This window comes from Flavobacterium sp. B167r (genome assembly GCF_056824315.1).
Genome location: NZ_CP124859.1, coordinates 4,718,044 through 4,744,735, shown reverse-complemented (window position 1 = coordinate 4,744,735; position 26,692 = coordinate 4,718,044). Strand labels below are relative to the sequence as shown.

Annotated in this window: 15 protein-coding genes; all 15 read left to right on the top strand. The window is 33.4% G+C overall.

Annotated features, from left to right (window positions below; translation table 11 throughout):
* Window positions 1-2 precede the first annotated feature (2 nt).
* Window positions 3-5,159: a T9SS type A sorting domain-containing protein gene (locus tag QLQ96_RS20690; RefSeq protein WP_482493015.1), complete on the top strand. Its 5,157-nt coding sequence runs from the start codon at window positions 3-5 to the stop codon at window positions 5,157-5,159.
* A gap of 3 nt (window positions 5,160-5,162) precedes the next feature.
* Complete coding sequence (locus QLQ96_RS20685; RefSeq protein WP_482493013.1) at window positions 5,163-8,015, top strand: fibronectin type III domain-containing protein; 2,853 nt, start codon at window positions 5,163-5,165, stop codon at window positions 8,013-8,015.
* Entirely contained in the window at window positions 8,005-8,721 is a 717-nt protein-coding gene (locus QLQ96_RS20680) for a hypothetical protein (protein WP_482493011.1), read from the top strand. Before QLQ96_RS20685 ends, QLQ96_RS20680 begins: the two co-directional genes overlap by 11 nt.
* Window positions 8,722-8,817: 96 nt before the next feature.
* On the top strand, window positions 8,818-9,663 hold the full coding sequence (locus QLQ96_RS20675; RefSeq protein WP_482493009.1) for a hypothetical protein: 846 nt from the start codon (window positions 8,818-8,820) through the stop codon (window positions 9,661-9,663).
* 21 nt (window positions 9,664-9,684) lie between these two features.
* Window positions 9,685-10,992 (top strand): IPT/TIG domain-containing protein, encoded by a 1,308-nt coding sequence (locus QLQ96_RS20670; protein ID WP_482493007.1) that lies wholly within the window; start codon window positions 9,685-9,687, stop codon window positions 10,990-10,992.
* Window positions 10,993-11,071: 79 nt separating this feature from the next.
* A complete protein-coding gene (locus QLQ96_RS20665; protein ID WP_482493006.1) occupies window positions 11,072-12,415 on the top strand; it encodes a PKD domain-containing protein in 1,344 nt (447 codons plus the stop codon).
* Window positions 12,416-12,422: 7 nt separating this feature from the next.
* Window positions 12,423-14,879, top strand: coding sequence for a hypothetical protein (locus tag QLQ96_RS20660; RefSeq protein ID WP_482493004.1), 2,457 nt, complete (start codon window positions 12,423-12,425; stop codon window positions 14,877-14,879).
* A gap of 88 nt (window positions 14,880-14,967) precedes the next feature.
* Entirely contained in the window at window positions 14,968-19,662 is a 4,695-nt protein-coding gene (locus QLQ96_RS20655; protein WP_482493002.1) for a hypothetical protein, read from the top strand.
* Between the two features lie 113 nt (window positions 19,663-19,775).
* Window positions 19,776-20,072, top strand: a complete 297-nt coding sequence (locus QLQ96_RS20650) for a hypothetical protein (protein ID WP_482493001.1) — start codon at window positions 19,776-19,778, stop codon at window positions 20,070-20,072.
* 261 nt (window positions 20,073-20,333) lie between these two features.
* Complete coding sequence (locus QLQ96_RS20645; protein ID WP_482492999.1) at window positions 20,334-20,543, top strand: Crp/Fnr family transcriptional regulator; 210 nt, start codon at window positions 20,334-20,336, stop codon at window positions 20,541-20,543.
* Between the two features lie 162 nt (window positions 20,544-20,705).
* Window positions 20,706-21,563, top strand: a complete 858-nt coding sequence (locus QLQ96_RS20640; RefSeq protein WP_482492998.1) for an SDR family oxidoreductase — start codon at window positions 20,706-20,708, stop codon at window positions 21,561-21,563.
* 39 nt (window positions 21,564-21,602) lie between these two features.
* Window positions 21,603-22,610 (top strand): VOC family protein, encoded by a 1,008-nt coding sequence (locus tag QLQ96_RS20635; RefSeq protein WP_482492996.1) that lies wholly within the window; start codon window positions 21,603-21,605, stop codon window positions 22,608-22,610.
* Between the two features lie 193 nt (window positions 22,611-22,803).
* Window positions 22,804-23,298, top strand: coding sequence for an energy transducer TonB (locus tag QLQ96_RS20630; RefSeq protein ID WP_482492995.1), 495 nt, complete (start codon window positions 22,804-22,806; stop codon window positions 23,296-23,298).
* A 132-nt stretch (window positions 23,299-23,430) separates the two neighbouring features.
* On the top strand, window positions 23,431-24,792 hold the full coding sequence (locus QLQ96_RS20625) for a DUF3108 domain-containing protein (RefSeq protein WP_482492993.1): 1,362 nt from the start codon (window positions 23,431-23,433) through the stop codon (window positions 24,790-24,792).
* 291 nt (window positions 24,793-25,083) lie between these two features.
* The gene (locus QLQ96_RS20620) at window positions 25,084-26,541 is read left to right on the top strand and encodes a catalase (protein ID WP_482492992.1); all 1,458 of its coding nucleotides are present in this window, start codon (window positions 25,084-25,086) and stop codon (window positions 26,539-26,541) included.
* The last annotated feature ends 151 nt before the right edge of the window (window positions 26,542-26,692 follow it).

The window sequence follows — 26,692 nt, the reverse complement described above, 5'->3', positions numbered from 1 at the left end:
CTATGAAGAAATTTTACTTATTTGTTGTTTTATTGGTTTGCGGATTAGGGTATGCTCAGGTAAATTTGACTGCTCAATCTTATTATAAATTATCTATTATTGGTGAAGTAGGAGCTGGTGGAGCGGGTAGTTGTGGTAATTTTAGAGGATTGCAATGGATTTCTTCGGAGTTTCAGGTAAATGCAAGAATATTAAATCATTTTGGTACTTATAAAAGTAATAGCCAAAATTATGTAAACCAAGCTATAAATTATGATAATATACTTTACTATGAAAATGATCCAATTGTAAAACTACATTTTGGAACTGTAAATAGGAGAGGTAATTCAAATTGTTCTGCATATTATAATAGTGGTAATCCAGAAGTTTCAAGAGATTTTTCAAGAGTTTATAACTTTACAGAATTTGAAAATATTGATGCTGGCGATCGACAAATTGACGGTGAAGTTACCATAACATCTAGACCAATTATCAATTTAATAAATCCAGATACTAATAATAATATAATAGGTACTGAAAGTTCAATTAAAGTGCCTGCGACTGATAATGTAAGGAGTGAATTTTTCAATTGGATGTATCATATCGAAGGAGAGCAAACACGAATTCGAATTGGTTTGAGATGGGTATACATTGATACATGGAGGAGTTTACCAGCAAGTTATCTAGGAAAAAATTTCTTAGACATTAAGTGTAAAGATTTTTTACCTATTCAAGCAGTTGGTAAAAAAATCACTCTAAGAGCAAATGCTTATAGTACAGGTGTTGAATTGCTTTATGCCAAATCAGCACCACATATTGATGGAGTAAACCCTCTTCAGACAAATTGTTTTAATTCGAAAGACGGTAGAGCAATATTGAAGTTTAGCTCAAAATTAGCTACAGGCGAATCTTTAAGAATTTCGGTTTTGCAACTAACTGATGAAGGGATACCAATGAGTGAGGTTTATTCTACAAAAGAAAATGAGACAGTTGTAATTGGAGATGATTTAACATACGAAATTCCGTATGATTTCGCAAAAGGTAATTATCGTGTATCATTAATAGGCTGGTACAAAGAGCCAAATAAACTTGGAGCAAATACCTATGTTTTGGATCCAAAGCATAAAATTGAATTTAAAATAACTTCTCCAACTCCTGTTGATTTTACTATTACGAAGAGAAATGACATTAACTGTTATCTGGGTAGTGATGGAGCCATTAACGTTAGTGCTACTGGAGGAATTGAAAACGGAATCTATCAATATTCTTTAAACAAAGGAGCTTCTTGGAATACTTTCGGAAATGGAGGTAATACTACTATTGAAAGCCTTGGATTAGGGATGTATTTTGTTCAAGTTAGAAAATTAAGAAACGATAAAGATACTGTTGGATGTATAGCAGAAAAAACAGTTGGCAATCCAAAAGAATTATCTGAAGAAATCAAACAGCCTGCTGGACCACTAGTTTTGTCGAGCCCCATTATTCTCTATCATCCAACATTTTTTGAAGCAGCGAATGGAAGCGTTATTGCTTCAATAACAGGCGGAAGCTTAATCAATAATAATAGTTACTCTTACGAATGGAGAAATGAAAAAGGAGATTTGATAGATGCAAGTAAATCAAAGGGGAGTTTCTTTGATGGCATTTATACCATTACGTTAAGTAATATTCCTGAAGGGACATATTCTTTGAAAGTGACAGATAAATTTAATTGTGAATTAAAATTAAAAGATGTTGCTGTTTTAGATGATCCAGAACCAATTGAAATAAAACTAAAAGTTAGACGAGATATTTCTTGTAATTCGGCAAACCTTGGTGATAAAGGAGTTGAAAAGGATGAATTAGCTTCAGATGGTAGTTTAGTAGCTTTAGTAAAAGGAGGAAAAGTATTCGACAAGGGATTGCCATATATTTTTCATTGGAAAAAATTGGTTTCTAAAGATGTTTGGGAGGACTTGAAGGTAAATGATTCAATAATAAAAGACCTTCCTAAAGGAACTTATTCTATAAATGTACAAGATGCCAACGGAATAATGCGTGGAACTTATACATTAACAGAACAAACTCCAATAGCAGTTGATACTACAATTGTAGAACCTGATGCAATGGAAGTTGTAATTGACTCAACAGATGTTTCTTGTTTTGAAGGTACAAATGGCCGAGCTAAAGCATCTATCAAGAATGGAAAATCTACTTATAAATACACTTGGTACGGGCCAGATCATAATGGAGTTGTAGGTGATGAAATAAAAAATTTAGCTGCTGGAACTTACTATGTAGATGTTGTCGATACTATAAAAGGCTGTTTTGTAAAAGATAGTGTTAAGATAACCGAACCTCTTATAGAGGTAAAGATTGCTTATTCAACAATAAAAACACCTACTTTCTCGGGAGCAAGCAACGGAAAAATTGTAGCTCAAATTACAGGAGGAACAGCATTTGACCCAGCAAAAAATCAAGGAAGATTATATGATTTCGAATGGAGTAATTCAACGAAAGTATTACAAACTGTAACATCCGAAATAATAGATGGAGTTTTTACTTTAACCTTAGATAATCTTCCAGCAGATTTTTATTATTTAACCATCAAGGATAAAAACTATAATGAAGCGGCAAATCAAATCGATAATTGTTCTGTTTTAAGATCAAAAATACAATTAACAGAACCTGATCCTTTGAAAGTGGTTTTTACAATCGTTCAGACTATTTCGTGTAACGCCAAAAATGAGTATGGAAAAAATACAGACATTAATCCAAAAGATAACCAGCGCGACGAATCTCAGGATGGGATTTTAAAAGCGCACGTTACTGGAGGAACAATACTTACGTCGGATAAAAATAAAGGACTTCTGTATTATTTTAGTTGGAAAAAACAGCAAGACGACGGCACTTGGAAAGATTTAGCTGTACAAGATTCTATCATCTCAAACCTTTCTTACGGGAAATATGCACTTAATGTTAGAGATAGTAACGATATAATTTTAGGGACATATACCAATGGAAATTGGATTGCAAAAGATTCTATTCAATTAATGGATCAGCCTCCAGTATTATCTGTAAGAATTGATAAAGGAGATGTTTTTTGTTATGATGGGAACGATGGATGGGCAACTGCAATTGCAGAAGGAGGAAGCGGAGGTTACACTTACGTATGGTCTAATGAAGTTGAATCAGATCAGAATACTATTTTAAAGAAAGGAAATTATTGGGTAATCGCAACAGATAAAAAAGGCTGTTCTGCCTATGCCGAGATTTTTATTGATGGACCTGATGCACCGCTTTCTATTAAATATACTGAGGTTTTAAATCCTAGTTTCTACAAAGCGACAAATGGAAAAATTGTTGTAGAAGTAACGGGTGGGACAATAGCAGCAGATAACACTTATTGGTTTGAATGGAAAAACAATAAAGGAGTAGTGCAAACTACCACGACAACGAGTTTTAGCAATGGTGTTTATACAATAACCTTAAACGGACTTCCAGAAGAAACCTATAGTTTAACAGTTCGCGATGCTAATTACAATGCAGCAACATATAAAACAAGCTGTACAGTAGCAAATTCTGTGACGGAATTAGATGATCCAGATCCGCTTGAAGTTACTTTTGAGGTTATTCGTACTATTTCTTGTAATGTAAGCAACGAATTTGGAAATGAGACAGATGCTGCTCCTCAAGATAATCAAAGAGATGAATCGCAGGACGGAATTTTAAAAGCGTATGTAACAGGAGGGATTCAGCTTGCAAGAGAAAAAAATAACGGATTGCCTTATTTCTATACTTGGAAGAAAAAACAAGCCAACGGTACTTGGGCTCTTTGGAACAACATAGGAGATACAGCTGAATATCTTTCAGAAGGAAATTACGCTTTAAATATTGAAGATGCCAACGGAATAAAACTGGGAACTTATGTAAATAATGTTTTAGTTAAAGAAGTTGATGTTGAGAAGTATATTCCGCAGCCTGATCCATTGAAATTGACTTTTACTAAGTTTGATGTGGGCTGTACAACTGGTGATGATGGTTTGGCAGAAGCGCATGTAACAGGAGGAACAGCACCTTATACGTATGAGTGGACAAACGGAGAAACAACTCCTAAAATAGAAAACATTACAACAAATAATTATTTTGTAAAAGTGACAGATGCAAAAGGTTGTATGGTGCAGGGAAGTATTTTCGTAGGAGATCCTAATGGAATATTAACTACTGAAACTGTCAAAAATCCTATTTGTTATCAAGGAAACGATGGATCGATTGAACTTAATGTTGCAGGCGGTAATTTGCCATATTCTTATTTATGGAATACTGGAGCGGTTACCAAAGATTTGAATAATCTTTCTGCTGGAAATTATGAAGTTACCATTACTTGCCCAGATTGTTGTGTTTACAAAAAGAGATTTGTTTTAAAAGATCCAGAAGCTGTTATTGTTAACGTTGGTCCAGATAGAACTTTATGTAGTGACCAAAGTCTAGATGTAGATGCTACAAATAAAGATCCACAGGCAAAATACAGTTGGACATCTACAAACGGATTCACTTCAAATGAAGCAAAAATCAATGTATCAAAAGCAGGAACTTATCATGTAAAAGTGACTACAGCTTTAGGATGTATCGGCGAAGACGAAATTGTGGTAAAAACAAGTCAGATGGCAATTAGCGCAGAATTTTTATTGAGTTCTCAAGCTTATTTAGACGAGGAAGTAATTTTGGTTAATACAAGTAATCCTTTTGGTGAAAGTACAGACTGGGTTATTCCAAGCGGAGTAAAAGTTGTAGAGCAAAAAGAAAAATACATCACTTTGAAGTTTGATGCAACCGGAGTTTATTCAATTGGTTTGAAGCAGACACAAGGAGAATGTTATGCTGTTTTTACCAAAAACATTATGGTAGAAAAACGCGGCACATTGCCAAATACTGAAACAGCATCGCAATTTATTACAGATTTTATTGTAACCCCAAATCCGAGCAATGGTAATTTTAAAGCAATTGTAAATTTAGAAAACATCAGTGCGATAAATTTAAGATTGTTCTCTTCTTCTGGACAAAATACGATGATTCAGAAACAAGAATCAGGAAAGAAAAAGTACGAAGTAGATTTTAATACTTCATTACAATCTGGAGTATACATAGTCGTATTAGAGACGGGACAACAAACATTGGTTAAAAAAATTATCATCAATTAAAAAATGAAGAACCTTTTCAATAACATATATTTCTTTGTTCTAATTCTGTTTTTTAATGCAGTTGGATATGCGCAATTATATCCAGTTCAATTAACGCCAGTTTTTAATAGTCCATACAGCGTCAAAATATCCGACTACGCGACAAGCATGGATACTAAGATGCAATTGCTGATTAACCCAACCGATATTTCAATATCGCAAAGAAGAGTACGCTTAAAAATGTATATTCAAGGTAACGGACTAAATATCCAAACCTCTGATTATGCACAGGAACAAAGACCAATATATATAAATGGAGGGGAACTTCAAACTTTAACAAATGTCGATATTGCATCGCTTTTTAGGTTAGAAAACTTGCAAGGACTCACTCCAGCGCAGTATGCGAATCCGCTGCCAGAAGGGATGTATAATTTTTGCTTTGAGATGTATGATTTTGTAACCAACCAAAAAATATCTCAAAAAAGTTGCGCTAATTTATATTTGATATTAAATGATCCGCCATTATTAAATACGCCACAGAAAAACGAACAAATTGCTGCGACAGAGTTTCCTAATATTTTATTTACTTGGACACCGCGTCAGATTAACGCAACAAACATATCGTATAAATTTGAACTAAAACAGCTTTTAGATCTAACATTAGATCCACAAATTGGGTTTCAAATGTCACCGACTTTATACGAAGAAACTTTATATGGCACGGCTATTCTGTACAATTTGAGTATGCCGATACTTACTCCAGGTTTGCGTTACGCATGGAGAGTGCGAGCAATTTCAACAACTGGACTTTCAGAAAATGCTATTTTCAAAAATGATGGCTATAGCGAAATATATTCGTTTAAATACACTCCATCTTGTGCTGCACCAACATTTTTATTAAGCGAATCTCAAAACTCAAAAAGTGTAAAAATTACTTGGGAAGGAGCGCCAGAACATACCCGTTATCAAGTACAATATAAAAAACAAGGTGTCCGAAATGCACAATGGTTTTCGTCAAATAGTTTAAACAGACAAAGTTTACTCACCAATTTAGAGCCAGGAGTTACCTACGAATTTAGAGTTGGATCAAGCTGTGATCCAGCAGAAGATGGCGTTCAGTCATTTACCTATTCTAATGTAAGTACTTTCACTACGCCAACAGAAACTAGTAGTGTTCCTGCTTACAATTGTGGTATTGTACCGCAAATCAATATCCAGAACCAAAAACCACTAACCAATCTAATTCAAAGCGAAACGTTTAAGGCTGGCGATTTCCCTGTAACTATTTTAGAATTGCAGGGAGAAAACAGTCCCTACTCAGGTAAAGGATATATTGTTGTGCCTTATTTAGGAGATACTAAGATAGCGGTTGAGTTTAAAGATATTGTAATAAATACCGACTATCAATTGATAAGTGGTATTGTTGAGACTAGTTATAATCCGCAGTGGGGAAATGTTGGTAACATCAACGAGATTATTGATGACGGAAAATCCGTTGTTGATAAAATACTTGATTTACTAAAGAGAGATGAAGAGCTAGATAATCAAAAATTAGCAGGAACAATTAACGATAAGGAATATGCTGAAGGAAAGAATACAGTATGGCAAGATCTAAATGAGGCAAATTCTCAGTATAAAGAATTAGCAAAAACAGAAAATCTTCCAGATGATTTACAAAAACGCGTGAACAACTTAGACCCGATCTTTGTTGATAATGTGTCAAAAGATGGAGTAGCGACAGGAAATCAAAGTGTAGAAAATAGGAAAGAAATTATAGATGTTTATAAGGATGTTTCTAAATATGTTGATAATAACTGTCAAGATTTAGATAATGGAGAGATTGTCTTAAATGATCCTGAAGATTATAAAATTTATCCAACACCAAGTGGAGATGTAATAATTTTAAAAAATGCAACAAATTTAGATTTAGAATCTGTTTATCCAAATGAGACTTATCCAGATTTAAAAGTAGAAAAAGGAGCATTGGTTGCATTTACATTAGGTCCATATTCCTATAAGGCAAAGTATAAGAAAGAATCTGGTAAATGGCACTTTATGGGTTATTTTGATAAGGAAGGAAAAGAATATTTTGATACTGACACTGATCGCCTTAAGGAATATTTTAAAGATAAAATTGAAAAAGAAGGGGCAGAAAACGCTACTATAGCACTTGTTTTAATTGAAGGTTCTTCACAAGGTTTATTAAGATCTATGCTTACGAGTTTAGGTATAGGAGAAACAGCACTTACAGGAGCAGCATTTGTTAGAGGAGGAGGTTTTGCGATTTTAGGTTATGTTTTAATTAAATTTTTTGGAGGTCCTATAACTGTCAATTTTCATCACGGGGAAGTTTTAGATTTGCCTGATACGGAACCAATTTTAATTAAGAGCACTGATGACGATCAGGGTTATGTTAAAAATCCTCCAATTGGAGTGCCTATTACCATACCTCATGCTTTGCCAAAAGATGAAACAGGAGGAGGTAACTGTCAAGTGTATTGCATTTATAAAATAGAAAAAACAACTAAGCAATTAAGTATTGCAAAATATGGGATGACATGTCAGACAAATTTTAAGAGTGTAGGAAATGAAGATTGTAATCCGCGACCAGAATATCAACGCGTGAGGTTCAATAAAGAAGATCCCGATTTTACTTTCTTTTATACATGGGTAACACCAGTTGAAGTAAGTAAAGAAACGGCTTATATTATTGAACGATCTATGATTGCTCTTTATGTCAGTAATAATCAAGGACAATTACCATCACATCATAAAAGGCCTTGTTTTGTTGTTGGTGATACCTTTGATGATGAATTTAGAAGAACTGAAAAGGCGATTGAATGGATTAAGGAACAAATTTTTAAATATGGAAAATAAAATAGTAAAAGAATTTAGAAATAACACAGATGGCATTCAATCTATATATGTTGCACAAGGATTGGGGTTTATTAGCCGCTTATGTCAAGTGTACGGAAGATTAATGAATGAGAGCGAACCTTTAGTTTTGCCAATGACTACTATTTTGAGATTTGATTTTACCAGTTCTATGAGAAGTAATTGGTTTAATGGTCCTACTTCTTATGGCATATGGTCATTAAATCTTTATATTAATGAGGAAGAATTTGTTAAGCTTGAGGATGATCAAAAAATAAGCTTCGTTTCCGATTTAATTGTAGAATATGTGTGTCGTTTGTTTGATTTGCAAAAAATAGATAAACAAAGGATTTTTGATGCAGAAACTAAAATAAAATCTAATGGTTATTACAGAAAAATTGAAGATTTTAAAAATAGGAACAGAAAGACTATTTGTTGGTATGAAGAACTAGCTGGTTATAGTGAAAATAAATATCGTCTGTGTTACCAAAATAAAGGCGAGGAAGTAAAAAAGATTGATATCTGTACTAAAAAACATTATGATCCAATTCTTTGGAAAAAGCTTGATATAAACGAAATGTTGGCCATTCCTCAATTTTTCACCAATAAAGGATGGAGGAATACAAATGAATTTTCTATGACTTGGGGAAAAGAAGAATACGTATTTTATTTAGATAAAGAAGAAATAGTACTTAATATTCTTGAATAGAAAAAATGAGAAGTTACAATAGTTTAAAACTCCTGCTATCGTGAACATCTTGCTCGTGAACACAAAGTGATATTAAAATAAAAACAAAAATTACCCATGAAAAAAAACATTTTAACCCTAATAATAACGCTAATCAGCATTTGCAGTTTTGCACAAAAAATAAAAATTGACAAGGGAGAAATAAAACTAGATGAAAAAACGGTTGGTTTTGTAGAGGGTAAAAAACCGATTTTTACAATTTTGAGTTTAGATAAAACGTATGCGATTACAGCAGAGTTAAAAAAAGCACCAAATGAGGAATCGTTAGTTTTACCATGGATCGAAATAAAAGATCTCGCTACAGGAAAGATTAACGAAATTGAATTTAAGAATAAAAGCAGAAAATTCAGTGCTTTTAATTATGACCGTAGTATTGTCTATGAATTAATGGACAGAAATATGTTCGGACCAGAAGGTTTAAATAAAGAAGCAATAGACAGTTTTGTTTCTGGTGCTTCAGCAGGTATAGCTGCAAAGCGTTTAGGAGTTCAAGGCGAAGTGGATAATGCGAATAAAATTGCAGACACCTATCAATTAGCGATTGATGATTATGGTACCATTTTTAGCGTTAAGGCACAAAATCAAAACCTAGACGATAAAAGAATTGGGTTTATAAAAATGACTTCACCTTCTTCAAATGGAGATTTAAAATATGAGGTGTTAGATCTTGATAATAATTTAGTTGGAACATGGTTTGCCCGAGGTGGCATGTTCTCTGGGTATGATAAATTATTAAATCAAGAAGTGATTATATTCGACAGGAAAGTTTTCAAAGCAACTTTCGAAAATAGAGGAAATCCAATTGGGTACAAAATGAGCCAAGATATTACGGCAATGAATATCGTGAGAGTGTTGATTGGCAACGGTTACACTTTAGGAAGTAAATACAATACAGGAAAATAATTATAGAAATAGATAAAAGAAATGAAAAACAAAATTTTAGCAATTGCTTTATTGCAATTTTTATTGATATTAGGTAGCTGTAGCTCGGATTCTGATAACTCTTCAACTCCTGAACCACCAGTTGTGGTGGTAAAAACACCAAAATTAACATCATACTCTAAAAACGCTGGCGAAGTTGGTGAAACAATTACAATAAATGGAGAAAACTTTCCTGACAAGGTTACTGACGTTAAAATAACTTTTGATGGATTGGACGCAACAATTGTTTCGACTTCAGCTACCGAAATTAAGTTTGTTTTGCCACAAACTGAAAAAATAGTACCAAAGATTATTTTAACAATCTTAAATAAAGAGGTCTATAATGAGATTACGAATGGTTATGGTGGAAATATTGCTGTTTTTCCAGCTCATTCGCTTACAAATTGGGTAACGCAGCAAAACACGTTAAAAGAAGATGGTGGAATACCACGCATTATGGTTCTTAATGATAAAGTAATTTATGTAAATTCAGATATAACCGGGGCTCGAGTTTATAGAACATTAGATGGTGGAGTTACCTGGAATCAATGGGCAGTTAATGGTTTTAGTGCTGGTTTCTATGCAACTAAAAATGATGAAGGATGGTCTCACACAGGTTTTGGAATATCAAAAATTGCAAAAGGAGGTTATTTAGGAATTGACACATTTGCAAATTTTGGAGGAAAGGAGGTTCAGACTTCGTATTGTTTATATGTTGATGATAATATGACAAATGGAACTATAGTTACACAATTTGGCGATGTTTTCATAACTTCTAATGGTGTTGACTTTACACAAGTTTATGATGCACATTTAAACGATGTAGGTTATGATCAAGGAGCTGTCAATAAATCTGTAGAAATTGATAATGATCATATCTGGATAGCTGGACAAAAAACGATAAAAACAGTAAGATATCCATTTGTTTTGTTTAAAAGCAACGAAACAGACGGTTGGAAAGAGCACTATTTGGAGAATGAACCAAATTCGAATGTAAACGAAATATCTTTTGCTGATAAAACAAACGGTTTTCTTTTAATTAAAGGAACAACTTCTACAACCTTTTACAAAACTACAGATGGTGGCGATACTTGGGCTAAAGTTTATACGGGAGAAAAATTCACAAAATTCACATTTAAAGATGCAAATACAGGTTGGGCTGTTTTAGAAAATAAAATTTACAAAACGGTAGATGGAGCAAAAACATGGACTCTTGATTACACAAATAGTCAAGCTATAAGATCAATTGGCTATAAAGATAATATCGTGTGGGCTATTTCTACGGATAAAATCATCAAACGTTACTTGTAATTTTTAAAGAATAGAAGATTCTATAATAAAGAAAAACACTGAAGTTTTTTAATAACTGCAGTGTTTTAAAATGTACTGAATGAAAAAAACTTTACTCTTATTTTTACTTTTTATTATTACTTCTTGTTATCAAGAAACTGCTATAGCCATAGAAGGTGAATTTACCACTTCGTATGTCGATCAGGATGAATCAATACCCGTTGTTATTAAAATTGATAATAAAATAACGGGTGCAGATACGTATGAATGGACATTTGAAGGAGGAAATCCGTCTGTTTCAAACTCTAAAAATCCTGGCGAGATTTTATACAGTAAGCAGGGAACTTATACCATTAAATTAATAGCAAAAAATGTAGATGGCGAGAGCAGAGAATTCACTAAGACGGTTGAAATAAAAGACGGAATCAATATTGAGTTTTCTCATGAAATCGTAAATAGTAATTATTCTCCTGTTGAGGTAGTTTTAAAGAATTCAACGATTGGAGAAGGTTTAACTTTTAAGTGGGAATTTCAAGATGGTTCACCAGCTTCTTTTACTGGAAAAACACCGCCAAATGTTGTGTTTACAACTCCTGGAGAACACACCATAACGTTGACTGTGTCGAATGGTTTCGAATCTGAAAAACAGACTAAGACCATTACAGTTAATCCATATTTGGTGAGTTTGTTTACGTACGAGCCAAAATTTGAAGATGATGATTATGAAGCTCCTGTAACGATTGATTTTACCAACAAATCAATTAGTGCTACAAGTTATAAATGGACATTTGAAGGAGGAAATCCAGCTGTTTCGACAGATGAGAATCCTACAGTTGTTTTTACAAGCGCAGGAACTCATGAAGTTACTTTGGAAGCTTTTAATGATAAAACAAGTCAAGTTTTCAAATCGACAATTACAGTTCTTCCAGATACAAATCTGAGAACATTTGCAAATGTCAAATTAGGAATTAATACAGGGCATAACGGGAATAATATTGGTGCAATGTTCTCGACAGTTACGCGCGAAGTTTATAAAGCAAACGAAATTAACGATCAGAATAGCAGTTTAATAGATATTGTATTTCAAGGGCTAAACAGCAATTTTACATACAACAGATTCATTTCTCCAGATCAGGCGAATAACTATGGATTTTTAGCAATAAAAAATGCACAGAGTACCATTTTCGTAAACTCTCAAAATTTGTGCAATTGCGGTTTAAACTTTACCGAAGCGCAATTTGATAGTATGGTAAATGATACGCCGATAAAATCACTAAACATAAGTTATACCGCTGGAGGAGCACAGGAATTTGGTTTTACCTATCCGAGAATCATTTTATTTAAAACACAAGACGGCAGAAAAGGAGCCATTAAAATCAAAGAAATGGTAAAGAACGGTTCAAGTTCTTACATTTTATGCGATATCAAAGTTCAAAAACAATAACCAATAAATGAAGATAAAAAAGAATAAAATCTTGTTTTGGTTCTGTATTGTTTTTGCCTGTTGTTTTTGCAGGAAAGGATATGCGCAGGATGTAGATTTGCAGAATTTTTATAAACCTAATTTTAAGGTAACTGGTAATATTAATGCCAATATGATGTATTACAATTCTAATATTGAAAATTCGCGTGAACCTTTCACGTATCTATTTTCTGGGAGCTTGAACATCAGTGCTTTTAATTTTAGCGTTCCGTTATTTTATAGTTTTACGAATCAGGGAGAAAATTTAGGCTATACCGCTCCATTTGATTTTAACAGATTAAGCATTATGCCCAAATATAAATGGGTAAAAGCCTATATAGGGAACGTGAGCATGACATTTTCGCCATACACATTAAGCGGTTATCCGTTTAAAGGAGTCGGATTGGAACTTACTCCTAATGGACCATTTAAAGTAGCTTTAATGGGAGGACAATTGCTTAAAGCAGTTTCTGAAGAAAATGCGATGGGAGGAATTCCTGTATACCAGCGTTTTGGTTATGGCGCAAAAGTTGGTTTTGAGAAAGCGCAATATAAATTGGGTTGGATTGGTTTTTATGCCAAAGACGATGCTAACTCATTAAATATGATCACTGATAAAGGAGTTACGCCAAAAGAGAACTTTGTAAACAGTTTAATTTTTAGTACTTCGGTTGTTAAGAATTTAAATTTAAATGTAGAGTACGCTTTGTCTGTGTTAACAGACGATACGAGAAGTGAAAGACTTTCTGGCGGAGGTTTTAGAGATAGAATATTTTCTAGTAAAGAAAGTACAAGTTATATGAATGCCTTCAATGTTAATTTCGATTACAATATTCAAAAAAGTACTGTCGGATTAACTTACGAACGCATTGATCCTAATTACAATACTCTTGGAGCACTATATTTTAATAATGATTTAGAAAACATCGCGTTGCGTTTTGCGAGACCTTTTTATCATGATAAAATTACAGTTTCAACCAGTTTAGGATTTCAAAAAGACGATTTGGATAAAGTTAAAAAGCAAGATACGAAACGTGTCGTTGGTTCTATTAATATGAATTATAGAGTTACAGATCAAATAAACGTTACGGGTAGTTATTCTAATTTTTCTACGTATACGAACAAAAAATTAGATCAGTTCGAACTTATAAACAATCCTAATGTGGTGCAGGCAGATACTTTAGATTACAGACAATTGTCTCAAAATGCCAATGTAAATATGTCTTATGCTTTCGGAAAAAAAAGAAATCAAAATTTGAATTTCAATTATAGTATCGCGGGTCAGGCAAATGAACAAGGGGGAGTAATTAGGAAAGGTCAGGCGAGTACGGTTCAAAATTATAATTTGGCGCATACGGTTACTTTTCTTGCAACGAAAGTGTCCTTAAACAGCTCATTGAATTATACCAAAAACGAAGTAAGCAGAAATAATAATTCTTCTACAGGAGCCTCAGTTGGAGCTTCAAAAAAACTATTCAAAGACAAGCTAAATACAAATCTTGGTTTTCTATATAATAATTCGCAAGGAAATATGAATTCGAGTTCTGTATTTGGAGTTAAGTTTAACAATAGCTATGTAATGTTTCAGCGACACAATTTTGGTTTAAACGTTATTTCAATGTTTAGAAGCAGTACCAATACAAATAAGTTTAACGATTTAACAGCTACTTTAAATTATACTTGTTCGCTTGATAAAATCAAATTGCCAGAAAAGAAAGCGCCTAAAAAAGAAAAAGAAACAGTTTCAAATCCTGTCCTAAAAATAAATCATAAAGACAAGACCTACGAAGGAACGAGGGATGAAATTATAAAACAGCTTCAAGAAATGCAGTCAGCACTTCGTCCAATGCCTAAAGATGATTCGGATGAATTAGAGCATCTGTTAACGCTTACTACTTTGACTCCAGATGATGACAGCTTCAAAGAAAAAGCTTTGAATTATTTAAAAGCGTATGATTTAAATAATGACATCTTAAACAAATACGACAATTATATTCATGAAACTGTAAAAAGTTTAAGAGAAGAAATGGCTCGTAAAGATGAAGGATATGAGAATGATTATGTGATGGCTTTAGGAAGAGTAAATAAACATAAGATGCACGGTGTAGATGAAAAAGATGTGACAGACAAAGTAAGCTATAATTCTTATTTAAAACTTGTAGATCGAAAAAATAAAAAGTTACAGCCTTTATTAGTGCACCGATGGATGATTAATGAGATTGGCATACTTTCAAATACACCTGTCGATCAAATCCATCAAAATGAAAACCTTTCTGCTTTCAATAAAGAAGAACTAGGCGATTTCTTTAAAATGATGAAGAATAAAAAAACAGATGCAGAAGTAATTGAAGAAATAAAAATCAAATTAATTCCATTCTATCATGATTTGGCACTGAAAAATGTTAATGGTCAAGAGGTTGATTTTAAGTTTTTAAAGAATAATTAATAGAAACAAACTCTTTTGCAGTAAAAGAGAGTAAAATATAAAAGAAGTCGGTATGCTCTATTTTTCAAAAAAACAGAATGATTTGCTTATGAAAAAAAATTACAAAATACATTTTGCGGCATTGCTTATTATGCTTTCAGTTGTCTTTTCTTATGGGCAGGATATTGCACCTCCAAAAGAATTAAGTGCCGCTTCGAGTTCAATCCAAAAGATTGAAGCCGCTGATCGTTGGGTAGATAAATTTTCGAACGAAGATTTGGTAGAGTTGCCAATTGGTATTAGAAAAACCATAAGTAATGTTCAATATTCTATTGGAGTTACAAAAGCTACTTTTACGCCAGAATACACCACTTTGACAGTTTTCTGTCGAGTGGATATTCCGCAGAAAGATAAAAACGGGCAGCCGATGCAGCTTTTCTTTGGTGCAAATAATGTTAAATTATCACATCAAGGAGGTATTATAGGCGAAGCGAAATTAGTATTATTAGGCAATGTTGATATTCCTTTTAGCGACAATAAGTGGCAGGTATCTTTGTATGGCGGTTTTGATATGGCAACGGGTAATGTAAACGATGACTTAACTTATGTTACAATTGACTGCGATGGTTTTAAAGAAATGAAAATTTCAGGAGCAGTTGAGTTTTCGAAAGATTTAATACTTCCAATTGATCCGACAACCAAAACGGTCGACGAGAAAAAAGCAACAGTTCCTAAAACTTATTATAACGGAAAAACAGCTCAGATTCCTAATCGGGTTAGAGGTGAGTTTAATTTCTTAGCAAGCAGCTGGAATGATATTTTGGTCAACGTAACGCTGCAGCCTTTTGTTATGAAAGATAAGCGTAATGGAAAAGATTTTGAAGGTAATTTTCAGTTCTTAGTCAGTAATGCGGTTTTAGATTTAAGTGATTTAAGAAATAATCCTACTGTAGTTTTTCCTGAGTATTATACAAAAAATGCACTTTTAGTACCTAGTCAGGAAGCATGGAAAGGTGTATTTGTCCAGACTTTTGATGTAGGTTTGCCAAAGGAATTTCAAACCACAGATACAGCTTCAAATAAAGAAAGAATTCATGTAGGCGCTCAAAATCTTATTATTGACAAGTTTGGAGTTTCGGGAACCTTTTATGCAGATAATGTTTTCCCATTAGATCGTGGTATAACCAGTCAAGAAAAATCATGGGCTTATTCTTTAGACCATATTGATGTAACGATTGCGGCCAATACTTTTATAAAAGCAAACTTAAAAGGTCAGATTCTTTTGCCAATTAGTAAAGTTGCGCAAGAGAAAAAAGAAAAACCTGTAACCACTGCACCTGCAACCACTTCGCCTGCAACTCCTGCAAGTGGCGCAAAACCTGAAAAAGCTCCACAAACGAATAGAGCGGGATTGGAGTATACTGGTTTTATATCGATGCAAGAGCAGCAGCTGGTAGTAGTTACAAAAGATTCAATCGCTTTTGATATTTGGAAAGCTAGGGCATTGCTACTGCCTAACAGTTCTATTGAATTGAAACTATTAAATGGAAAATTTTTGCCTAAAGCAAATTTGAACGGATCAGTTTCTTTTGGAACCAATAAAGGAGCGACAGATGACAACGATGTAGAAGGGAAAAAGACAGTCGATTTTAAAGGAATTTCTTTTGAAAACCTGCAATTGCAGACTGTTTTACCAATTATTTCAGTTCGAAATATGGGGTATAAAGGTATGGTCACCTTTGGAAATTTCCCTGTTTCGATTGGTAATATAAATGTAGCTATTAATGGAGATGATTCGAGAATTGATTTTGATCTAGGAATCAATTTGATGGATGAAAATAGCGGAGCCGGAGCTACAGCACGAATTGGGATCTTAGGCAAAATGGTTGATGACGGGTATAGGCAACGCAGCAAGTATAACGGATTGGATGTTTCGGCGATAAGCGTAAATTGTAAGTTCAGCGGACTTACCATTAACGGAAGTCTTATCCTGATGGAAAAAGATCCTGTCTACGGTAACGGATTCAATGCAGATCTGGAAGTTGACGTTGCAGAGGTAGTTAATGTAAAAGCAAAGGCTATTTTTGGACGCACAAGTTTTAGATATTGGTATTTTGATGCATCTGTAAAAATTCATGCCACACCTGCGCCTTTTATGATTAATGGTTTTGCGGGTGGTGCCTACTATAAAATGCGTCGAAATGAGGATATATCCATTAGTGAATTTTCTCCTTCAGGGCTAAGTTACCGACCAGACGAAAAAATAAATTTAGGGGTTAAAGCTTTAATTTATTTTTATGTTGGCTCTGAGAAAGTTTGTAATGGTGAAGCTGGATTTGAAATAGCTTTTAACTCAAAAGGAGGAGTAAACAGGTTGGCAATTTTTGGTAAAGCAAAAGTTATGGCCGAGATTGAAGGATTGGGAGACATGGTTTCTTTAGTGCAAAAGGTTAAATCTAATTTGACTGCTAAGAAAAGTCTTTTTAACATGAGTACAAGCGAAATGATTGGGTCTTTTGTGAATACCTTTCTCCCGAAAGCAAAAGAAGCTATACCAGATCCTTTGACAGATGCAGTTGGAATAAAAATGGCATCTGCTATAGAATTTGATTTTCAAAATCATTCGATGCATGGTACAATGGATGTATATATCAATACGCCAGGTAATTTTCTTTCTGGAATTGGAGAAGGTGGAAGAGCAGGTTGGGGAGTCTTCCATAAAGATCCAAAAGATTGGTATATGTACATGGGGACACCAGATGATCGATGCGGAATTAAAATAGGAATAGCTGGAATGTTCTTAAAAACCACTAGTTATTTTATGGCAGGAACATTACTTCCAGGAAGTCCACCGCCACCAGCAAAAGTAGCTAATATTTTAGGTGTCGATTTAAAAGAACTAGACTATATGCGTGATGAAAATGCATTGGCAAATGGAGGAGGTTTGGCCTTTGGAGCAAGTCTAGATTTTGATACAGGAGATTTAAGTTTCTTGCTTTTTTACGCACGTTTTGAAGCAGGAATGGGATTCGATATTATGCTTAAAGATTATCAAGAAGCTAGATGTTCAAACACTGGAAAAACTGTGGGAATAAATGGCTGGTACGCTAATGGACAATCTTACGCTTACCTTCAGGGCGAACTTGGAATTAGGGTTAAATTGGCTTTCTTAAAATTAAAAGTGCCTATCATTTCTGGTGGAGCCGCTGTTTTATTGCAGGCCAAATTGCCAAATCCAGTTTGGATGAGAGGATATATGGCCGGAAACATGAATATCTTAGGAGGTTTGATTAAAGGAAAATTCAGGTTTAAATTTGAAATCGGCGAAGAATGTCAATTTGAAAATGGATCACCGCTTGGAGGAATTAAATTGATCACCGATGTGACTCCAAAACAAAGCTCGACCGATATAGATGTTTTTGCTGTGCCACAAGCCGCGTTTTCAATGAAAGTTAATGAAGCTTTTGTAGTTCCTGAAGACTCGGGTGATGTGACTTATAAAATAATATTAGAAAAGTTCAAAGTATTTGATGGAACAAAAGAAATTCCGGGAGTTTTTGAATGGGGAAGTATGAAAGACAGAGTTAATTTTGTTTCGACAGATATTCTTCCTCCTCATAAAGAATTGAAAGTTCAAGTTGAGGTTAGTTTCCAAAAAATGGTAAATGGCGCATTCCAGCCTATAAAAGTAGACGGAAAAGTAGCTACAGAATATGAGGAAAGAATATTTACAACAGGGGGCGCACCAAACCATATTCCGCTTACTAATATTAAATATTCGTATCCAATTGTAGATCAAAAGTATTTCCTTGAAGAAGAGTATCCAAAAGGATACATTCAGCTTAAGCGTGGTCAGGATTATTTGTTTGAAGACGCAAGTTGGGAGACTAGCATCAAGGTAGATCAAGATGGAACTTCGAACTCAAAAGCTATAGCATTTAATTATGATACGACTTCAAATGAAGTATATTATAACTTGCCAAATATTGATCAGGACAAGAAGTACAACTTCTCAATCGTTAGTAATTTAAAACAAAATGGATCGAAGTCTACAGCATCATCTACTAAAACAAGTACAATTGATAATGACGGTAATGATATTCAAATAAAAGAAAATCAAGCCGATGCTTTGTCTAAAGCAGAAGGAAGCATTGATCGTTTAAATTATTCATTCAATACAAGTAAATACAAGACCTTTGCATCTAAGATGAATGCAATCAGTACTCAAAACTATAATTTTGGAGTTCTATATTCAGATGTCATTTATTTGACAAACACTATTTCAAGTCAAGAAGCCTTTGATTTAGTTGAGCTTAGAGGGGTAACTTATAGTGATAATAAACCTGTAATAATAGCAGAATCTAAATTAAATGATCAATATTACGGAACAGACATTTATCCTTATTTGTATAAAGATTATCCTTTAAACGGTACTTTCTCTATTACGAATAGAGATACTAGCGAGTTAGGAGTTATTCCTGCAAAAGCAATTCCGTTAAATGCCTACTATATGACCAGTTTAGAAAATGATGTTAATCAATCTTGGATGAGGGGTAATTTCCCTTTTAAATACAATATGCCGTTACTTTACAAAGAGGATTGGGTAGATTTGAATAACCAAATAGTTAATTCACACGTTAATGGAGAACCAGGCGCTATGGCACTTGTTCAGAAATTTAATAGTAGTATTTTTCAATTTATGCGCTATGGAAATTATGAAATACTAATGAAGTATAATCTGCCAGGAAATAAACAGGCAAATGAGTTTGTCTATAAGTATAAAAACACTAATAATTTTAGGTAATTTCTAGAAAGAGCCAATAAATAATTTAAAAAATCCGTTTGAGAATTCTCAAACGGATTTTTGCTTTAATGCGATTATTTTCCTCAATATTTTGCAAGTTTTTACTAATTTTCATGACTCAGAATATAATATTAAAATTTGTAGAAAAGATGTTTGAGGTTTACGTAAACAAACAAAACAATGATGAAATCAAAAGATTCATCATACCTAAAAATAAAGGGTATAATAGTTCTACATGGATTCTTATAACCATAAAAGGAAACAGAGAATTTCTTATGGAGAGATTTTTTGAAAAATTAGAAATCACGGAAGAATGGGAATTAAAAACAAATTATGCCTTTCCATCAGCACTTATGAATGAGTTTTTACGCTTAGATTTTAATGATGAAAATTTTAAAGTAACCTTGTAATTCAAGTTGTTTTTTGAATTAATATAAGTAAAACAAAAAAGCAATGGTAAGAAATGATTTATTTGCGAAGTAGATGGAGACAGATTGTAGGTTTTGGAAAACAGATAAATTCTATGTTTTACAAACAGATTATAGTGAAAATTTATTAGACAAAGACAGCCTTCTCGTTTTAATATTGATGCTATCGAAGACACAGAATTGGTTCTTTTTACTCATGAGAATTTTGAATTACTGTGCAGAGAAATTCCAGCCTTTAATTATATGGTTAATACTATCCTGCAAAGAAGTTTTATCGCCGCTCAAAATAGAATTCAAGCTTCACTGACTTTAACAGCAGAAGAAAAGTATTTGAACTTTGTAAATAAATATCCAGGTTTTGCTTCTAGGATTCCGCAAACCATGATTGCCTCATATTTGGGCATGACACCAGAAACACTCAGCCGTATTCGGAAACAAACGGCAAAGAAATAATATCTAAGGAGCTTTTAAAGCTCCTTTTTTTATGCCTTCTTCAAACTCTTGATCTATATCAAGTTTTTACTTATTTCTAATCAATGTGTACGTTTTGCATTCGTCGCAACTTTGTAATGTTCAAAAGAAACAAACATTATAAACATTTAAATAGTAGAAATCATGTCAAAAACAATTTTCATTACAGGAACAAGTACAGGCTTTGGAAAATTAACAGCTATTACATTAGCAAATGCAGGTCATTCAGTAATTGCAGGAATGCGTAACACAAATGATAAAAATGCCGCTGCCGCGAAAGAATTAGGAGCAATAGAAAACATCGAAGTAGTAGATATCGATGTTACAGATGACGCATCAGTTAGCAAAGCAATTGAAAAAGTAATCACTAAATACGGAAAAATTGATGTCTTAATCAATAACGCAGCAGTAAGCGGTTTTGGTCTTTTAGAAGGATATTCAATTGATCAAGTTCGTAAAATGTTCGATGTAAACGTTTATAGCGTTCTTCGTATGTATCAAGCGGTTCTACCATCAATGAGAAAAGAAAGAAACGGACTCGTAATTAACATTACAACTGGAGCAAGCGGCCACACACTTCCTTTTATGGTTCCATACATCGCATCAAAATTGGTCGTAGAAAGTTTTACAGAAGGCTTACAAGACGAACTAGCAAATTACGGAATCGAAAACGTAAGTATTCAGCCAGGAGTTTATCCAACAGAAATGAATAACGGATCAAAAGCTGGTATTCATGCCGATAAAACTGAAATAATTGAAGAATATGGCGACGCAGCAACAGAAAAATTCAACGCATTAGGAACTGCATTATTCGGTAAAATGGCGCAATTCGATATGAATCCGCAAACTATTGCTGATGGTATTCTAGAATTGGTAAGCATGAAAAAAGGGGAGAGACCACTTCGTTTTCCGCTTGACGCAATCGCTCAAGGAACTGACAAAGAGTTTATTGAAGCTCGTGCTAATATTAAAGCAAAATGGGTAGCAGCTTATACTAATTAATTTATACTTAAAATCAATATCAATAATAAATATAATATCATGAAAACAACTCATAATAAATCAAATAAAAAAGTGCAAACTTCAGCAGCAGCAATGCTTAATTTACTAATACTTTTTTCTGCTTCAGAAAAAACACTCGCACAGACAAACGCAGGAATCGTCGGAATTGATCATGTCGGAATCAATGTGCCCGATCTAAATAAAGCGGTTACCTTCTTTGACGATGTACTTGAATTCAAACCAGTAACACAATTAGGGCCAATTCCGCTTGACGCTGATTGGAAAAAATTAAATAATATCAATCCGAATACTGGAGCTGTAACCATTAAAATGGTCAATGCAGGAAACGGAGCAAGCATTGAAGTTTTTGAATACGCTGACAACAAAGGAAGCAAAACGCACCCGAATACAGACGATATCGGAGCGTCTCACATCGCTTTTTATGTAAATGACATTAATGCATCAGTAGAATATTTAAAAAGCAAAGGAGTAAAAATCTTAGGAGAACCCTTTACAATGCCTTCTGGTGATACAGCTGGAGAAACTTGGGTTTATTTTGAAACTCCTTGGGGGGCTAAAATGGAATTGGTTTCATATCCAAACGGGAAAGGATATGAAAAAGCGAATCCAAAAATGATATTATGGTCTCCAAAAAACGCAACAGTGAAAAAAGTTTTGGAAGCTGATTTAGATGCTAAAAAGAATACAGCAATTGTCGAAAATCACCTTAAAATTTGGAATGAAAAAGACGAAGCAAAACGCAAAGTTTTATTGAATCAAGTTTACGCTTCTGATGTGGAAATGGTAGATCGTCATTTTATCGCTGAAGGAATTGAGGATATCAGTAAATTTATTGTAGAACTTCAGACTAAAAATCCCGATTTTAAATTTACTGTAAAATCTGTAGAAACCAATCATAATATTGCTCGATTGTATTGGCAATTTGGTTCAAAAGCAAAACCAGCTGTAGTAAGCGGAATGGATTTGTTTGTAATTGAAAATGGTAAAGTTCAGAAATTGTATGTTTTCGTAGATCAAAAAGAATAACTTTTGATTTGTTTTGAAAGTTTTAAAAAGCCAGACTAATAAAGTTCTGGCTTTTTAAGGTTCCAAATTTTTCTCTTTATTTTTCATTTATGATATCTGAAAGATTTTTTATTTATATAATTGAATAATTTTCGTTTTTTTACTTCTAGAAAATGTATAAAAAACTCAAACCTTAATCTTAAAGTAAAAATCTATGATAAGAATATTTTTTACTATTGTTAGTTTAGTATTGTTTTTTAGCTGTCAGGATAAAAATGTTCCTGCATCGCAAAATTCGGCTTTAGAAACAATTGAGTTTCCTAAAAAGAATAAAAATAGTACACTTCAAAAAACAGTTAAAAAAGACACAGACTCTACAGTAGATTATAATAAAATTTACAAACCAATGGAAGTTGATGTTAAGCCAGATTATGTTGGAGGCATACAGAAATTTTATGCTTTTTTGAAAAAAAAATATATTGTGCCAAAAGATCCGGATAATGATGATCCGCTTCAAGGTGGTATTTTTGCCAATTTTATAATTGAAAAAGATGGAAGTGTTTCTAATATAGAAATTCTTCGCGATATTGGATATGGAACTGGAAAAGAATTAGAAAGAGTTTTAAAACTATGTCCCGATTGGATTCCGGCTAAGAAAGATGGAAATCCAGTACGTTGTTTGTATAGTATTCCTTATTATATTCAGTAGACTCCTTTTACCAAACAATTCGTAAATCATTTGAAAGAAGATTTAAAGTAACTCTTTATAGTAAACTACCATGAAATCAGGTATTTTTTTTTGTGTTTGATGTCCGTAAATTTGTGACCAATCAAAATAATTATGATGAAAGGTAACATTACAGATAGTTTTTTCTTAATAAGATTAGGATTTTTAAAAAGCGGAACACCTAATTTGGTAAAGCAACTTTTTTATGTATTCATTCTGCTTCCATTTATAACATTCGGACAAAAAGCAATTGTTCCTGGAAGTAAGGATATCAACACAAAGTATATTAAACCCGGAAAATCACTCTATACAGTCTATTATGTAAAAGATACAGAATGGAAAAATATGGGAACATTGACGTACGACATAACTTTGGCTAATAATCAAATAACGTTAAATAATACTTTTACCCCAAAAGATAACGGAAAACCTACCACACGTATTAGTACAGCAGATGCTCAAACTCTTAGAGCTATAAGTTATTCTGACGAAACAAAAAATGCAAAATTAAATCTCAACTTTGCTGAAATTATTACGGGTAATTTCTATTCTAAGAAAACTAAAAAAGATAAAAAACTAAAGCTTCAGCCTAAGGTAGAGTATTTTGACTTCAACTTGGCCGATCATTTACTTGGAACATTGCCGTTAGATGTAGGGTATAAAGGCCGTTTTCCGCAGTTCTACTATAATGATGAGTCAAATGTACTTGTTGAATATTACACCATCAAAGAGGTAAAAAGTTATGTCTATAATTCTCCAAGAACAGGTAAGCACGAGACATGGCTTGTCACAGTTTTGGAAGAAAGCACCAATGCCACTTATAATTACGTAATAGACAAAAAAGATCATCGTTTGTGGCAGCGCGAAATGTCTATGGCTAATGGAATGTGGGAAATTACAGTTAACGAAGAGTTAGATTATCAGCCTATTAAAAACAAATTTAATAAAGAGGAGGTTGCACAGCAAATTTCCAATGGTAATAGTGTTATAATTGGGACAGCCTATGCAAGATCAGACTCTGGTAAGAAATTGGGAGGTTTAGTGAATACTGCTAAGAAACAATTTGCACCAAGGGGCACAGAAATTACTCTTTTTCCAAGTTCAGCTTATTATGAAGAATGGGTAGAGGTCAACAAGAAAATTCGTAAGCAGAAAAAAATGCCAGAAGTACCTTTGAATACTGATTTTGGTTATGGTATAAAAAAGGCCAAAGTTTATGACGATCAAGGACATTTCGAATTTGTAGATCTGATGCCTGGTACTTATGTTGTTATGGTTAGTTTTGATTTTACTAACTCTTACAATTATTCATACGTATCTGGTTATACAAATTATTATAATTATTTTGGTTATCAAGGTTCCTCAACAAATTATGGAACAGCGACACAATCCTATAATGATAAAGCTAATATTGAGAAAAGGGTAACCATAGATAAAGATGGAGATAAAAAAGAAGTTAACTTAAAAGAAATGTAATTCAATTTCGAAAGTTTAAGAAAGGTTTAATTCATCAATTTTACAAAAAGGCAGCCACAAGGCTGCTTTTTTTATTCTAATAAGAAATTGTTTCTATATGTTGTTGCACTACGCCATTTATTATATTTCATAATTTTCTAGCATAAATTAGCGAAATATAAAAACTAAAAATTTTATTTTTCATATTAAGTTATTGATAATTAATGATTTGTGTGTTTGGTATTGTAGTTGAAAAATCTATTTTATCATATATCACTACGATTAATGTTGAATAACTTAATTACTAAACCAATGGAAAATAAAAAGCTTACTACTGCTACAGGAACTCCAGTTCCAGACAATCAAAACATTCAAACTGCTGGGCCTCGCGGACCTGTTTTACTGCAAGATTTTTGGTTTCTTGAAAAAATGGCGCATTTTGACCGCGAAGTGATTCCGGAAAGGAGAATGCATGCAAAAGGTTCTGGTGCATACGGAACTTTTACAGTAACTCATGATATTACCCAATATTCAAAAGCAGACTTGTTTTCGGAGATTGGAAAAAAAACAGAAATGTTTGTACGTTTTTCTACAGTTGCTGGAGAAAGAGGTGCTGCTGATGCTGAAAGAGATATTCGTGGTTTTGCCATGAAATTTTATACCAATGAAGGCAATTGGGATCTGGTAGGAAATAATACGCCAGTATTCTTTTTCCGCGATCCGATGAAATTTCCTGATCTGAATCATGCAGTAAAACGCGATCCAAAAACTAATTTGAGAAGCGCCGATAACAATTGGGATTTTTGGACATTACTGCCAGAAGCTTTGCATCAGGTTACTATTGTAATGAGCGACAGAGGAATTCCTAGATCTTACAGAGAAATGCACGGTTTTGGAAGCCATACTTTTAGTTTTATTAATGCTCAAAACGAAAGGCATTGGGTGAAATTCCATTTAGTTTCGCAACAGGGAATTGAAAACCTTTCTGACGAAGAAGCGGCTAAATTAGTAGGAGGAGATAGAGAAAGCCATCAGAGAGATTTATTTAACGCTATTGAAGAAGGAAATTTCCCAAAATGGAAAATGTTTGTTCAAATCATGTCAGAAGAGCAGGCTAAAACCTATCGTTTCCATCCTTTTGATTTAACGAAAGTTTGGTTAAAAGGCGATTTTCCATTAATTCCAGTTGGAGAATTTGAATTGAATAAAAACCCAGAGAACTATTTTGCAGAAGTAGAACAAGCCGCTTTTAATCCAGCACACGTAGTTCCAGGAATTGGTTTTTCTCCAGATAAAATGCTTCAGGGACGTTTGTTTTCTTACGGAGACGCACAACGTTACCGTTTAGGAGTTAATAATTACCAGATTCCAGTAAATGCATCAAAATGCCCTTATAACAGTTTTCATAGGGATGGTGCAATGCGTATAGACGGAAATTATGGAGGAAGAAAGCATTATGAACCTAATAGTTTTGGCGAATGGCAAGAACAGCCAGAATTTAAAGAACGACCGTTAACACTTAATGGAGATGCTTATGCATATAATTTCAGAGAAGATGATAGTGACTATTTTACGCAACCAGGTTTGCTTTTCCGTTTGCTGACAGAAGAAAAAAAACAGCTGTTGTTTAAAAATACTGCCCAACAAGTAGGAGGAGCTCAGAAATTTATTCAAATAAGACACATCCAAAATTGCTATAAAGCTGATCCAGCATACGGGGAAGGCGTTGCAAAGGCTTTAGGAATTGAAATTAGCGAAGTGCTGTCATAAATAAATGATGTTTAAGCTGTAGAAAATAATTAAAACCAGAAAAATTTAATTATTATAAAAACTGGACTATTAACTTGTTAATAGTCCTAAACTACTTTTGTATTGTATTTGCAATCATTATCAGGTAATAAAAATGTATAATAATAAATTT

What these genes read in the sequence shown, in the direction of transcription:
- QLQ96_RS20690 (WP_482493015.1), top strand. Translation starts at nt 3, where the DNA reads ATGAAGAAATTTTACTTATTTGTTGTTTTATTGGTTTGCGGATTAGGG.
- QLQ96_RS20685 (WP_482493013.1), top strand. Translation starts at nt 5,163, where the DNA reads ATGAAGAACCTTTTCAATAACATATATTTCTTTGTTCTAATTCTGTTT.
- QLQ96_RS20680 (WP_482493011.1), top strand. Translation starts at nt 8,005, where the DNA reads ATGGAAAATAAAATAGTAAAAGAATTTAGAAATAACACAGATGGCATT.
- QLQ96_RS20675 (WP_482493009.1), top strand. Translation starts at nt 8,818, where the DNA reads ATGAAAAAAAACATTTTAACCCTAATAATAACGCTAATCAGCATTTGC.
- QLQ96_RS20670 (WP_482493007.1), top strand. Translation starts at nt 9,685, where the DNA reads ATGAAAAACAAAATTTTAGCAATTGCTTTATTGCAATTTTTATTGATA.
- QLQ96_RS20665 (WP_482493006.1), top strand. Translation starts at nt 11,072, where the DNA reads ATGAAAAAAACTTTACTCTTATTTTTACTTTTTATTATTACTTCTTGT.
- QLQ96_RS20660 (WP_482493004.1), top strand. Translation starts at nt 12,423, where the DNA reads ATGAAGATAAAAAAGAATAAAATCTTGTTTTGGTTCTGTATTGTTTTT.
- QLQ96_RS20655 (WP_482493002.1), top strand. Translation starts at nt 14,968, where the DNA reads ATGAAAAAAAATTACAAAATACATTTTGCGGCATTGCTTATTATGCTT.
- QLQ96_RS20650 (WP_482493001.1), top strand. Translation starts at nt 19,776, where the DNA reads ATGACTCAGAATATAATATTAAAATTTGTAGAAAAGATGTTTGAGGTT.
- QLQ96_RS20645 (WP_482492999.1), top strand. Translation starts at nt 20,334, where the DNA reads ATGGTTAATACTATCCTGCAAAGAAGTTTTATCGCCGCTCAAAATAGA.
- QLQ96_RS20640 (WP_482492998.1), top strand. Translation starts at nt 20,706, where the DNA reads ATGTCAAAAACAATTTTCATTACAGGAACAAGTACAGGCTTTGGAAAA.
- QLQ96_RS20635 (WP_482492996.1), top strand. Translation starts at nt 21,603, where the DNA reads ATGAAAACAACTCATAATAAATCAAATAAAAAAGTGCAAACTTCAGCA.
- QLQ96_RS20630 (WP_482492995.1), top strand. Translation starts at nt 22,804, where the DNA reads ATGATAAGAATATTTTTTACTATTGTTAGTTTAGTATTGTTTTTTAGC.
- QLQ96_RS20625 (WP_482492993.1), top strand. Translation starts at nt 23,431, where the DNA reads ATGATGAAAGGTAACATTACAGATAGTTTTTTCTTAATAAGATTAGGA.
- QLQ96_RS20620 (WP_482492992.1), top strand. Translation starts at nt 25,084, where the DNA reads ATGGAAAATAAAAAGCTTACTACTGCTACAGGAACTCCAGTTCCAGAC.